The sequence below is a fragment of the Pandoraea sputorum genome, assembly GCF_000814845.2.
GTDB lineage: Bacteria > Pseudomonadota > Gammaproteobacteria > Burkholderiales > Burkholderiaceae > Pandoraea > Pandoraea sputorum.
This window is the reverse complement of record NZ_CP010431.2, coordinates 4,377,378-4,390,472: the sequence shown is the minus strand read 5'-3', so window position 1 is coordinate 4,390,472 and position 13,095 is coordinate 4,377,378. Positions and strand designations below refer to the sequence as shown.

Genomic DNA, 13,095 nt, shown 5'->3' with positions numbered 1-13,095 from the left:
ACGCTTACGCGATCGTCGGCTGCACCAGTCCGTCTTCACGGAACATGTGCTTGATGCCGCGCACGGCCTGACGGATGCGCGATTCGTTTTCGATCAGCGCGAAGCGCACGTATTCATCGCCATACTCGCCGAAGCCGATGCCCGGTGAGACCGATACCTTCGCCTGCGCGAGCAGCTTCTTGGCGAATTCAAGGGAGCCGAGCGCACGATACGGTTCGGGAATACGTGCCCAGATGTACATCGACGCTTTTGGCAGATCGACCGACCAGCCCGCTTCCGTCAGTCCTTTGTAGAGCACGTCGCGGCGGCGCTGGTACTGTTCGCGAATTTCCTCGACGCACGTCTGATCGCCTTCGAGTGCGGCGATGGCGGCGACCTGAACCGGCGTGAACGTGCCGTAGTCGTGATAGCTCTTGATACGCGCGAGCGCCGCGACCAGTTCCGCGTTACCGACCATGAAGCCGATGCGCCAGCCGGCCATGTTGTAGCTCTTGGACAGCGTGAAGAATTCGACGGCGACATCCTGCGCGCCGGGTACCTGCATGATCGACGGCGCTTTGTAGCCGTCATAGACGATGTCGGCATAGGCCAGATCGTGCACCACGAGAATGTCGTGCTTGCGAGCAAGATCGACGACGCGTTCGAAGAATTCCAGTTCGACGCATTGCGCCGTGGGATTCGACGGGAAGCCGAGGATCACCATCTTCGGCTTCGGATGGCTTTCGCGAATGCCGCGTTCGAGTTCGGTGAAGAAGTCGATGCCGGGCGTCATCGGCACGGAGCGGATGTTCGCACCGGCGATGACTGCGCCGTAGATGTGAATCGGGTAGGACGGATTCGGCACAAGCACCGTGTCGCCCTGATCCAGCGTGGCGAGCATCAGGTGGGCAAGGCCTTCCTTCGAACCGATGGTGACGATGGCTTCGCGCTCCGGGTCGAGTTCGACGTCGTAGCGATCCTTGTACCAGTGCGTGATGGCCCGACGCAGACGCGGAATACCGCGCGAGGTCGAATAGCCGTGCGTATCGGGACGTTGCGCGACTTCGACGAGCTTGCTGACGATATGCGGCGGCGTGGCCCCATCGGGGTTGCCCATCGACAGATCGATGATGTCCTCGCCACGACGGCGCGCGGCCATCTTCAGTTCGGCTGTGATGTTGAAAACGTACGGGGGAAGGCGATTGATGCGCGCAAAGCTGCGCGAGCCCTGTGAGCTGGACATGTTGAACCCTGGAACGTAAGCGCCCGGAACCGTCCGAGCGACGCCGGTGTGCTGGCCACACCGTGATGGCGACTGTAGCGCGGCGTCGGGCGCTTTGGCAAGGAATTCTTGCAAGCGATTCTTGCGATGAGCGAACACGCCATCGATCACAAGGTGATGCGAAGGAGGCCGCTCGACGTGAGCGGTCGGGCTAGTCCGTCGGTTAAGATGACCGGCCTTGAACCGGGCAGCGCGAAAGCGAAAGGAGTGTCGATGGCTTATGTGTACCTGTTGGTGGCAATCGTCGCAGAGGTCATTGCGACGTCGGCACTGAAGGCATCCGATGGATTCTCGCGCGTCGGTCCGGTGGCGCTGGTCGTCGCCGGGTACGGCATCGCGTTCTACATGCTCTCGCTCACGCTGCGCACGATTCCCGTGGGCATTGCCTACGCGATGTGGTCGGGACTGGGTATTGTCCTTATCTCGATTGCGTCACGCGTGCTCTTCGGCCAGAAGCTCGACGCACCGGCATTGCTCGGCATGGCGCTCATCATCGCCGGGGTACTGGTGATGAATCTCTGGTCGAAGTCGTCGGCGCATTGAGGTCGTTGAGGTCATTGATGTCATCGATGACATTGAGATGCAGCTCAGCGATCCCCTTCGGCTTCGGCGAGCACCGCCTTGAGCGCGCCGATACAACTATCGATTTCCGCACGTTCGATGACGAGTGGCGGCGCGAGACGCAGCACCGTCGAGCGGGTTTCCTTGGCGAGCACGCGCCGTCTTAGCATTCGCATCGAGAGGTCGTGCGCGTCGGCCCGCGCGGGATCGATTTCGATGCCAGCCCACAGGCCGCGTCCGCGCACTTCCCGAATCAGCGGCGAATGAATCGCGTGCAAGCGCGACAGCAGGTATTCGCCCATCTCCGCACTTCTGCCTGGCAGGTCTTCGTCGGCCATGACGTCGAGCGCTTCGAGCGCGACGGTGGCCGCCAGCGCGTTGCCACCGAACGTCGAGCCGTGGCTGCCCGGCTCGAACAGGTCGATGATGTCGCGTCGCGCGACGAAGGCGGACACCGGCAGCAAGCCGCCCCCGAGGGCTTTGCCGAGCATGATGCCGTCCGGCACGATGCCTTCGTGCTGATAGGCAAACCAGCGGCCGGTGCGTCCCAGACCGGATTGAATTTCGTCGAGCAGCATGAGGACGTTCTGCTCGGTGCACAGTTGACGTAGCCCGCGAAGAAAGCCGTCCGGCGGCACGACGATGCCGCCTTCGCCCTGAATGGTTTCGAACAGGACGGCGCAGGTGTTGGGCGTGATAGCGGCGCGCACGGCGTCGATGTCGCCATACGGCACGCGGATGAATCCGGGCGCGAACGGCCCGAAGTCGGCGCGGTAGGCGGGCTCGGAGGAGAACCCGACGATGGTGGTGGTGCGGCCGTGGAAGTTGCCGTCCGCGACGATGATTTCGGCGCGATCGGCGGGAATCCGCTTGACGCTGTAACCCCAGCGGCGCGCCGCCTTGATGGCGGTCTCGACAGCTTCTGCGCCGGTGTTCATGGGCAGGGCGCCGCCGAGCGTGGTGAGATCGCAGAGGCGTTCGAGAAAAGCGCCGAGACGGTCGGTGTAGAAGGCGCGGGAGACGACGGCGAGGCGCTGGGCCTGCGCGGTGAGCGCGGCGACGAGACGCGGATGCGCGTGCCCGTGACTGACGGCGGAATAGGCGCTCATCATGTCGAGATAGCGATTGCCTTCGACGTCCCAGACCCAGACGCCCTTGGCATGCGAGAGCACGACGGGCAGGGGTGAGTAGTTGTGCGCACCAAAGCGTTGTTCGCGTTCGATCTCGTTCATGAGCGCGTTCCTCCACACTTGAAGTCTAGATGTGAACGCGATGGCACGCAAAGGGGACAAGTCCCCAAGTGCCGCGCATGAAACTGGCCTGTACGTGCGCTATAATTGCCGATTACTCGGATGTGGCGCACGTTTCACGTGCACTCAGCCCCCCGAGTCTCTCCGGCAGCGATATCCGATCGCCGCCGTCACGCACTGCCCATAGCTCAGTTGGATAGAGCATCGGCCTTCTAAGCCGACGGTCGGGGGTTCGAATCCCTCTGGGCAGGCCAGCTCACCGACGATCTCACAACATCGGTCAGATCTTCCGCCTTACGATCCCCTGCCGCGCTTATTCAGTGCGCTGAGGGCTACGCGTGGTGTCGTCGTCGGGGGGAGCTTACGCGGCAACGTAAGTCGGGCCGTCCCAACCGTCGAGGTATTTCGGCAAGTCGTCGACGACATCCACAACGCGCTCCCGGTAGAACAGGTGCATGGTCGGTGCGAATGCCGCGTCGAGTTTTCCGCCTGTCGCGCGGGCAGTGAGGGCGTTCGGCACCACGCGCTTGCCAAGGCGATTGGTGCCGAAGACAACCTCGCCGCAGACGTCGCAGAACGTCTTCGTCATCTGCTTTTCAGGATGTTTGAACGTGCATCCGGCGCGTTCGCCAACGGTGACTGCCTCGGATGCCCACGCCGTCGCGGAAAAGACGGACGTGCCGTAAAAGTCCCGGCATGACGAACAGTGACAGTTCGCCCGCGCGGCGGGACTTCCTTGCAAGCTCAGTGACGTATTTCCGCACAAGCACGTGACGTTCAGTGACATGAGGCTCTCGCTAAGATGATGTCGACAATCATGTTGGGGGAACGAATTCGTACTGCGAACTAGTGTCGCGAAGTCGCGCCGCGCCAGAGTCTAGCATTCGTCGCGACGGCACCGTGCTCGCCTTGCCGTATCATGACGGCCTCTCTCCCGAAAAAGTCCTGAAATGCAAGTCCTCGTCGACGCCGACGCCTGCCCCGCAGTCATCAAGGACATCCTGTTCCGCGCGGCCAAGCGTGAAGAAATGATGGTGACGCTGGTGGCGAACCAGTTCCTGCGCACGCCGCCGTCGCCGTTCGTCAGATCGATTCAGGTGCCGTCGGGGTTCGACGTGGCGGACGCGCGTATCGTCGAGATGGTCGAAGCCGGGGATCTGGTGATTACCGCCGACATTCCGCTAGCGGCGGCGGTAATCGAGAAGGGCGGGCGTGCGCTCGACCCGCGTGGCAGCTGGTTCACGCACGAGAACATCAAAGAGCGCCTGTCCGTGCGCGACATGATGGACCAGTTGCGCACCGCCGGAATCGAGACCGGCGGTCCCGCCCCGTTCAGTCCGCGCGACAGCAAGGCGTTTGCCGGTGAGCTGGACCGCTTTCTGGCACGTCAACGCAAGTCACCTCGTTAGGCTTCCTCAGCCCTCTGCGCAAGGCATGCGCGCCTTGAGCGCCACCAACATCTCAACAATATCGCTCGGCAGCTTTCGTTCGCGGGCGATGTCCACACAATCCCGGCCACGATCGTCGGCAATCGCAGGGTCTGCACCCGCATCGATCAGCAGACGCAGCGTGGCGAGCCGTTGCAGTCGTGCGGCGTAGAACATCGGTGTTTCGCCGTGGGCGCGCAGATTGAGCAACGGCCGGTGGGCGAGGAGCGCGCGACACATGGCATCGTCGTCGCGCCAGACGGTCGCCCACAGCGAATAGCTAGGGTTCGCGCCGCGACGCAGCAAGAATTCCACGAGCGGACGGTTTTCGCCACGCGCCACGGCGTACCAGAGGGCCGTCGCCTGAAAATCGCCCTCATCCTCATCCATCGGGACGACTTGCTCCAGCACCGCGCCCGTTTCCAGCAACGTCTCGACCGTCTTCAGGCCGTTCGGCTCGGCCAGTCCCGCCGTCTCCGAGGGGCGGATCGAGCAGGCGAGATGCAGCGCCGTCCGGTGCTTCGGATCCATGGCGTAAACGAGGTCCGGGGCCTCGGTCAGCAATTCCGCCACCGTGACGCAATCCCACTTCCGGGCTGCATTGAATAGCGCTGTTTTCGACGGTTTCGCCATTGCTGGCTCTCCTTGAGGGCGTCTGCGATGCGCGGTTCCATAACCGTTACCTACGGTAACGGCACTGTGTGTGCACCGTGTGGCAATCGGTGATTCTCTGAGTCGTGCATCGCTTGTCACGCAAACTCACGCTTGTGGCGCACTCGCGCGCAGCAATTCGGCGAAACGCGCTTCGCACCAGCGCATGACATCGTTGGGTTCGCGACCGAACCGCCACAGCATGCGCACCGGCAATTGCGGAAGTCCCAGATCGTCGCAGCGAAGTTCGTGCAGATCTTCGTATTCCGCAATATCGATGGGCAGCACCGCCCAGCCCAGCTTATCCACGACCATGCTGGCGATGACGTACGAGCTGTCCGCGCGCCAGATCGATGGACTCAGTTGCAACGGCGTGATGTCGTCCATTTGCAACAGAAGCTGACGGTATTTCGCGAGATCCCCGCGCGTGACCTGATCGCGATACGCCAGCGGATGGTCGCCCGCCACGAACACGCCCTGCACGGCCGAGCCGATGTACTTATGGCCCAGCGCCGACGAGAGCGCGCCACGGTCGACGTGAAAGCCAATATCCGCGCGCTGCTTCTCCACGTACTCGGCGACTTCCGTCGAGGTGCCGTTGAGCAGCGTCAATTCGAGGTAGGCGAACTGATAGGCGAGATCGCGCACCAGTTCGCTGACGGCCTGATACGGCAACGCTTCGTCGAGCGCCAGCGACAACTGGGGCTGTTCGCCAAACGCCAGCGCGTTCGCCCGATGGTTCAGCCCCTCGGCCTGCCGCAACAATTCCTTGGCTTCGAGCAGCATCACCTCGCCCTGATCGGTGAGGCGCGCGTTTCGGCGGCTGCGGTCGAATAGTTCAAATCCCAAATCCGCTTCGAGCAGCGAAATCGCCGTACTCACTGCCGACTGGGCTTTCCCCATACGACGGGCGGCAGCGGATATCGAGCCGTCTTCCGCTGCCGCCACAAAGTAGCGCAATTGTTCTATTGTCCAGTTCATCCATTCATTTTATAGATAGGTTCCAACTTTTTCTAACAACAATTTCGCGGCAGAATCGCGCAGCTCCAATATGAAACGCCAGATTGAAATGCCAACATAGGCTTGGCGGCAGACGACCGGATCCCCCCGGTCCGGTGGTCTCGGGCATAGACCTCCTTCGCGCAACGCGTACCTGCCGTCCATGGTGTCTCTGGAGCGATGCGGGGCCCCCGGTCCTCCCCTCATCGCTGGCTCGCTTGCAGCCAGCCTGTCGCTCGACGCCGCGCACCGAACGCGGTTGCGACACCCTTGACCGGATGTCGTAAATCCAACGTGCTTACATGTCATCGAAAATCGATAACCGAACTCTCCGTACCCGTTTCGGAGTCCTGACGGGTGTCTCCACCACCCTGATCGCCAGCGTGTTGCTTCTCGCCGCGTGCTCTGGTCGTGACAAAAAGGAAGAAGCCGACGCCACACCGGAGGCCGTCGTGCGCACGGTCGAGCGTCGCGCCGAGCCGCTCACGACGGAGCAGCCCGGCCGGCTCGAGGCCTACCGCAGTGCCGACGTGCGCGCCCGGGCGGGTGGCGTCGTCATGGAACGTAAATATCAGGAAGGCCAGAAGGTCGCCAAGGGCGACGTGCTGTTCCGCATCGACCCGCAGCCGCTGTCCGCTGCGCTCGATGCCGCACGCGGTGCGCTCGCCAAGGCGCAAGCCGAGCACGATTCCGCGAAAGACAAGATCGAGCGCTATCGTGGCCTGCTTGAAGAGCGCGCCATTAGCGCCCGTGAAGACGCCGAGTCTCGTGCCGCCGAAGCGCGTACGCGAGCCGAAGTGCTGGCCGCCCGCGCCGAAGTGCGCAAAGCGGAACTCAACCTTGGCTACACGAGCGTGGTCTCGCCGATCGCGGGACGCGTGCGTCGTGCCGAAGTCACCGAAGGCGCGCTGGTCGGTCTCGACTCGCCCACACTGCTCACGCGTGTAGAACAGATCGATCCGATCTACGTGAACTTCTCGCAGCCCGCCGCACAGGTCTACGCGATGACGCGCGACCTTCGGGCGGGCAAGCTGGAGCATGGCAATGAGGCGGCTGCGCCGCAGGTGCACGTCACGCTGCCGGACGGGCGCGAGTACACCTTGCCAGGCAAGCTGCTCTTCACGGATCTGGCCGTCGACCCCGGCACGGACACCATCGCCATGCGCGCCTTGCTGCCGAACCCGGACGGCGTGCTGTTACCCGGCGCGTTCGTACAAGTGCGCATGCAGGGCGCGGTGAATCCGAACGTGGTGCGTGTGCCGCGCGAGGCGCTCACGCGCACGACGGCGGGCGCCATCGTCCGTGTGGTCGACGCCGACGGCCGCGTGCACGACCGCAAAGTCCACGCCGACACCATCGAAGGTCATGACTGGCTGGTGACGGACGGTCTCAAGGGCGGCGAGCAGGTCATCGTTCAGAACCTGACGCAGTTCTCCGATGGCATGAAGGTCAAGACCAAGGTCGCGGGCAATGACGCCAAAGACGTGAAGCGCGCTGGCGAAGACACCGCCAAGTCCACCGACGCCAGGCCTCAGGGCAACGGCAGTCCGGCCTCCAAAGCGGAGACGTAATCCAAATGGCTCGTTTCTTTATCGATCGCCCGGTCTTTGCCTGGGTGATCTCTCTGATGATTACGCTCGTCGGCCTGCTGGCCATTCGGGCGCTACCCGTCGCGCAGTACCCTGACATTGCTGCGCCGATGGTCAGCGTGTACAGCAGCTACCCGGGCGCTTCGGCGAAGGTCGTCGAAGACTCGGTCACGGCTATCATCGAACGTCAGATGAACGGCGCGCCGGGGCTGATGTACACGTCGGCCACGAGCGGTAACGGCGAGTCGTCGGTCAACCTCACGTTCCGTCAGGGCACCAGCCTCGATCTGGCCGCCGTGGAAGTGCAGAACCGGCTAAAGACGGTCGAGTCGCGCTTGCCGGAAGTCGTGCGTCGCTATGGCGTGAAGGTCGAACGTGCGGCCGACAACATCCACATGGTGGTCACGCTGTCGTCGCGCAATCCGGCCATCGGCGAGTTCGATCTGGGTGAGTTGGCGGCGTCGCAAGTCGTCAACCAGCTCAAGCGGGTGCCGGGCGTCGGTCAGGTGCAGTTCTGGGGGACGGAGAAAGCCATTCGCATCTGGCCCGACCCGGCCAGACTCGTCGCGCTCGATCTCACGGCCTCGGACATCGTGTCCAAGGTGCGCGCCTATAACGCGCGCGTGACGGTCGGCGATCTCGGTGCTGGCTCGACTCCGACGTCCGCGCCGATCAACGCCAACGTCGTCTCCGACACCACCTATTCGACGCCGGAACAGTTCGCCAGCATTCCGTTGCGCGTGCGTGCCGACGGTTCGGCCATCCGGCTGGGCGACGTTGCGCGTGTGGAACTGGGCGCGTCGGACTACAACTATTCGGCGCGCGTCGACGGGCTTCCGGCCACCGCGATGGGTATCAAGCTCGCGGCAGGCTCGAACGCCGTCGAGGTGATGAAGGCCGTGCGCGCCGTGATGGACGAACAGGCGAAGCTGTTCCCGGCGGGCGTCGAATATCAGATGCCCTATGAGACGGCGTCGTTCGTGAAGGTATCGATCCAGAAGGTCGTGAAGACGCTGCTCGAAGCCATCGTGCTCGTGTTCATCGTGATGTACCTGTTCATGCAGAACCTGCGTGCGACGCTGATCCCGACGCTCGTCGTGCCGGTCGCTTTGCTGGGCACGTTCGGCGTATTGCTGGGCCTCGGGTACTCCGTCAACACACTTACGATGTTCGGCATGGTGCTAGCCATCGGCATTCTGGTGGACGATGCCATCGTCGTGGTGGAAAACACCGAGCGGATCATGGTCGAGGAGGGGCTGTCCCCTTACGCGGCGACGGTCAAGGCGATGAAGCAGATCAGTGGCGCCATCATCGGCATTACGGTGGTGCTGGTGATGGTGTTCATTCCGATGGCGTTCTTCTCGGGCGCGGTGGGCAACATCTACCGGCAGTTCGCGGTCACGCTTGCGGTCTCGATCAGCTTCTCCGCATTCCTCGCGCTCTCGCTGACCCCGGCGCTCTGCGCGACGTTGCTGCGTCCGGTGGCGCACGACCATCACGAGAAGCGCGGCTTCTTCGGCTGGTTCAACCGTACCTTCGCGATGGGCACCGAGCGCTACAGACGCCGGGTCGACAAGACGCTTCGTCATCCGTGGCGCTCGATGCTGGTGTACGGCGCGATTCTGATCGCGGTGCCGCTGGCGTTCATGCGTCTGCCGTCGGCCTTCGTGCCGGAGGAAGATACCGGCAGCTTCATGGTGATGGCCTCCGAGCCACAGGGCGCGACGTTGCCCGAAGCGATGACGGCGCTCAAGCGTATCGAGCGCTATCTGATGCAGAACGAGCCGGTCAAGCACGTGTTCGTGCTGGGCGGCTGGAACGAGTTCGGTGCGGGCCCCGGCGGCGGCATGTTGTACGTCACGCTCAAGGACTGGCACGAGCGCACGTCAAAGCATGACGGCGTGAACGCCATCGTCGAGCGGGTGAACGCGAAGTTCACCGGCCAGCCGGACCGCATGATGATCGCGATGAACAGCCCGGCACTGCCCGAACTCGGTTCGTCGAACGGCTTCAATCTTCGGTTGCAGGATCGTGCTGGCGTGGGCGCGGAAGTGTTCACCGCCGCGCGCGACGAGTTGCTGCAAAAGGCGGCTAAGGATCCGGTGCTCAAAAACGTGATCTTTGCCGGGCAGGGCGATGTGCCGCAGATCGACATCGCCATCGACCGTCGCAAGATGGAAGCGCTCAAGGTCAGCATGGACGACGTGAACACCACGCTCGCCACCATGTTCGGCTCGGAGTATGTGGGCGACTTCATGCTGGGTGCGGAGAATCGCCGCGTGGTCGTGCAGTCGGACGGGCGTCAGCGTGTGTCGCCGGAAGACATCGGCAATCTGCGCGTGCGCAACGCCAGTGGCGAGATGGTGCCGCTGTCCTCGTTCGTCACGCTCAAGTGGAAGCTTGGCTCGCCGCAGTTGAAGCGTTACAACGGCTATCCGTCGTTCACGTTGCAGGGCGAATCGGCCCCGGGCAAGAGCAGCGGCGAGGCCATGGCGCGCATGGAGCAATTGATGTCGGAGATGCCTGCGGGCATCGGGCACGAGTGGAGCGGTCAGTCGCTCGAAGAGCGGGCGTCGGGCGCGCAGGCACCGATCCTGTTTGCGTTGTCGGTGCTTGTGGTTTTCCTCGCGCTCGCGGCGCTTTACGAGAGTTGGGCGATTCCGGCGGCGGTCATCATGGTGGTGCCGCTCGGCGTGATCGGCGCACTCGGTGCGGTGAGTCTGATGGGCATGCCCAACGACATCTACTTCAAGGTGGGCCTGATTGCGACCATCGGCCTCTCGGCGAAGAACGCGATTCTGATTGTGGAAGTGGCCAACGATCTCGCCAGGCAGGGCATGACGTGGTTCGACGCGGCGGTGGAAGCTGCGCGACTACGCTTGCGTCCGATCGTGATGACATCGCTGGCGTTCGGCTTCGGCGTGGTACCGCTTGCGATTGCGACCGGCCCGGCGTCGGGTGCGCAGCGCGCGATCGGTGTGGCCGTGCTGGGCGGGATCGTGACGGCCACGGTGCTGGCGATCTTCCTGGTGCCACTGTTTTTCCTGCTGGTGGGCCGCTTTGTGCGCCGCTCGCATCCGGGTAAGGATGCGCCGCACGATGCACATGACGCTGCACCGGCCGTTGAGGGGAAGGTATGACGATGTTTCGCCCCCGCATGCGCGGGATAACCGTGGCCGGTGTGTGCCTGTTCGCGCTGCTGGCCGGATGCACGATGGCGCCCACGTATGAGCGTCCCGCTGCGCCGATGCCGACGACGTACGAAGCGCCGACGGGCAGCGGTGTGCATCTTGCACTCGCCGATCCGCTCTCCGCCGACGCCGATTGGGCCGACGTTTTCACGGACGCGGACTTGCAGACGCTGATTCGCCGTGCGCTCGCGCAGAATCGCGACTTGCGACTGGCGTCGTTGCGCGTGCAGGAAGCGCGCGCGTTGTACGGCATCGAGTCGGCCAATCTGCTGCCGAGCGTTCAGGCAGGCGGCGCGTTCTCCCGTCAGCGCTACTCCGGCTCGGCCGGGCAACCCGATGGCGCAAGCAATATGCCGGGCGGTTATGTCGCCAACGACGTGCGTGCGACGGTGGGCGTGAGTGCGTTCGAGCTGGACTTCTTCGGGCGCGTGCGTAGTCTGCGCGACGCCGCGCTTCAGGAGTATCTGTCGAGCGAGGAAGCGCAACGCGCGGCGCAGGTCAGTCTGGTGGCGGAGGTGGCGACGTCCTATATCGGGCTGGTCGCCGCGAACGAGCAGATTGCTTACGCCCGCGATGTGCTGGCGGCACGTGAGGACGGCATTCGCGTCATTCGTCTGCGTGCCGAGCGTGGGCTGGTCGACGACCTCGACCTGAACACGGAGACGACGCAGGTCGAAGTGGCGCGGGCGGCGCTCGCCGAACGCGAACGTCAGCGTAGCGAGATCGTGCACGCGTTGCAGGTGCTCACCGGTGACGTTGGCGCGAAGCCTGCGGCGGCATCGTCGCTCGACGGTGCTTTCGTGGTGCCGGTCGCGGCGGGCTTGCCGTCGTCGTTGCTGATGCGTCGTCCCGACATTCGTCAGGCCGAAGCGAAGTTGCGCGGAGCCAACGCGAATATCGGTGCGGCGCGTGCGGCGTTTTTCCCGTCGGTCAGACTGACGACCGACATCGGCACCGCCAGCGCCAGCTTCTCGGATTTGTTCGGGGCGGGCACCGGCGTGTGGTCCTTCATGCCGCAGATCACCGTGCCGATCTTCAGCGGCGGGCGCAACATTCAGGGCCTCAATCTGGCGAACGTCCGCAAAGAGATGGCGGTCGTCTCGTACGAGCGCACGATCCAGACGGCGTTCGCGGAAGTCGACGATGCGCTCACAGCGCAGCAACTGCTCGCGCGCCAGTATCAGGCGCAGAAGCGTGTGTCCGATGGCGAACGCGAGCGACTGCGGCTGGCCAAGCGTCGTTACGTGAACGGGGTCGCGAGCTATCTCGAATTGCTCGACGCCCAGCGCAGCGAATTCCACGCGGCGCAGCAGCTGATCGATGTGAAGCAGCGAGTGCTCGTCAATCACGTGGCGTTATATCGTGCGCTCGGTGGCGGATGGAAGCCTGAGGATGACGCGTCGTGACGTGATCGTAGCGTGATCGCATAGATCGTCGTCAAACAGAAACCCCGCCGGGTCTTGCGATCCGGCGGGGTTTTTTCATGCGTCGCCGTCAGCCACGTGGCGACGACAGGCGCGAAGCGTCAGAACGCGAAGCGGCCTTCCGAAGCGATCTTGGCGATCGGCTCGCGCGGGCTCGGCACTTCACGGGCGCGCAGGCCTTCGGGCAGTGCGTTCACGTCGCCGCCCGGACGACCGATGGCGATGGCCGCTTCGATCTTGTACTTCGGCGACAGATCGAGTTCGTTACGGATTTTGTCGTGTTCGATACCGGCCAGACCGTGCGTCGCCCAGCCCGAGAGCGAGGCTTGCAGCGCGAGGTAGCCCCATGCGGCACCTGCGTCGAAGCTGTGGGTCGGGGCCGGGACTTCCTTGTCGCTGCCCGGAGGCGTGAGCGTCGACTTCGAGATCACGAGGACGATGGCGGCGGCGTTCTTGGCCCACGTCTGGTTGAACTCGTTGAGGAAGCCGACGAACTGCTCCCAGTGCGGCGTGCCGCGGCGGGCGAAGACAAAGCGCCACGGTTGCGCATTGTAGGCCGACGGCGCCCAGCGGGCGGCTTCGAAGAACGACAGCAGGGTGGCTTCGGGAATCGTTTCATCCTTGAACGCGCGCGGCGACCAGCGGGCCACGAATTGCGGGTCGATAGGATGATCGGCTTGGCGGGTGGTGATATCGGTCATGCGAATAGTCTCGTCGGCGAAAGGGCCATCAGTGCGCTCAT

The 13,095-nt window shown here is 63.7% G+C and carries 11 protein-coding genes and 1 tRNA gene; 6 read left to right on the top strand and 6 right to left on the bottom strand.

The window, feature by feature from the left end:
- Positions 1-4 precede the first annotated feature (4 nt).
- On the bottom strand, positions 5-1,222 hold the full coding sequence (gene alaC, locus NA29_RS19320; protein WP_039404036.1) for an alanine transaminase: 1,218 nt from the start codon (positions 1,220-1,222) through the stop codon (positions 5-7).
- A 252-nt stretch (positions 1,223-1,474) separates the two neighbouring features.
- On the opposite strand from alaC, the gene NA29_RS19315 reads away from it, so the two are divergent.
- Positions 1,475-1,804 (top strand): DMT family transporter, encoded by a 330-nt coding sequence (locus NA29_RS19315; RefSeq protein WP_039404035.1) that lies wholly within the window; start codon positions 1,475-1,477, stop codon positions 1,802-1,804.
- A gap of 44 nt (positions 1,805-1,848) precedes the next feature.
- Here the strand turns inward: NA29_RS19315 and rocD are convergent, their stop codons facing one another.
- Positions 1,849-3,054 (bottom strand): ornithine--oxo-acid transaminase, encoded by a 1,206-nt coding sequence (gene rocD / locus NA29_RS19310; protein ID WP_039400617.1) that lies wholly within the window; start codon positions 3,052-3,054, stop codon positions 1,849-1,851.
- 195 nt (positions 3,055-3,249) lie between these two features.
- On the opposite strand from rocD, the gene NA29_RS19305 reads away from it, so the two are divergent.
- Positions 3,250-3,326, top strand: a tRNA-Arg gene (locus NA29_RS19305).
- Between the two features lie 107 nt (positions 3,327-3,433).
- Here NA29_RS19305 and NA29_RS19300 read toward each other — a convergent pair.
- Positions 3,434-3,859: a GFA family protein gene (locus NA29_RS19300; protein WP_039400614.1), complete on the bottom strand. Its 426-nt coding sequence runs from the start codon at positions 3,857-3,859 to the stop codon at positions 3,434-3,436.
- 163 nt (positions 3,860-4,022) lie between these two features.
- Between NA29_RS19300 and NA29_RS19295 the strand changes: the two genes are divergently transcribed.
- A complete protein-coding gene (locus NA29_RS19295; RefSeq protein WP_039400612.1) occupies positions 4,023-4,481 on the top strand; it encodes a YaiI/YqxD family protein in 459 nt (152 codons plus the stop codon).
- Between the two features lie 6 nt (positions 4,482-4,487).
- On the opposite strand, the gene NA29_RS19290 is transcribed toward NA29_RS19295, so the two are convergent.
- Together NA29_RS19290 and NA29_RS19285 are read right to left on the bottom strand one after the other, a co-directional pair.
- Entirely contained in the window at positions 4,488-5,132 is a 645-nt protein-coding gene (locus NA29_RS19290; protein WP_039400610.1) for an ankyrin repeat domain-containing protein, read from the bottom strand.
- A gap of 126 nt (positions 5,133-5,258) precedes the next feature.
- The gene (locus NA29_RS19285; protein WP_039400607.1) at positions 5,259-6,131 is read right to left on the bottom strand and encodes a LysR family transcriptional regulator; all 873 of its coding nucleotides are present in this window, start codon (positions 6,129-6,131) and stop codon (positions 5,259-5,261) included.
- 320 nt (positions 6,132-6,451) lie between these two features.
- On the opposite strand from NA29_RS19285, the gene NA29_RS19280 reads away from it, so the two are divergent.
- Genes NA29_RS19280 through NA29_RS19270 form a run of 3 tightly spaced genes read left to right on the top strand, consistent with a single transcriptional unit; the run spans position 6,452 to position 12,335 of the window.
- On the top strand, positions 6,452-7,720 hold the full coding sequence (locus tag NA29_RS19280) for an efflux RND transporter periplasmic adaptor subunit (RefSeq protein WP_084103943.1): 1,269 nt from the start codon (positions 6,452-6,454) through the stop codon (positions 7,718-7,720).
- 5 nt (positions 7,721-7,725) lie between these two features.
- On the top strand, positions 7,726-10,878 hold the full coding sequence (locus NA29_RS19275) for a multidrug efflux RND transporter permease subunit (RefSeq protein ID WP_039400605.1): 3,153 nt from the start codon (positions 7,726-7,728) through the stop codon (positions 10,876-10,878).
- Positions 10,875-12,335 (top strand): efflux transporter outer membrane subunit, encoded by a 1,461-nt coding sequence (locus NA29_RS19270; RefSeq protein ID WP_052253072.1) that lies wholly within the window; start codon positions 10,875-10,877, stop codon positions 12,333-12,335. Before NA29_RS19275 ends, NA29_RS19270 begins: the two co-directional genes overlap by 4 nt.
- A 119-nt stretch (positions 12,336-12,454) precedes the next feature.
- Here the strand turns inward: NA29_RS19270 and NA29_RS19265 are convergent, their stop codons facing one another.
- Positions 12,455-13,054 (bottom strand): nitroreductase family protein, encoded by a 600-nt coding sequence (locus tag NA29_RS19265; RefSeq protein ID WP_039400603.1) that lies wholly within the window; start codon positions 13,052-13,054, stop codon positions 12,455-12,457.
- Positions 13,055-13,095: the final 41 nt, after the last annotated feature.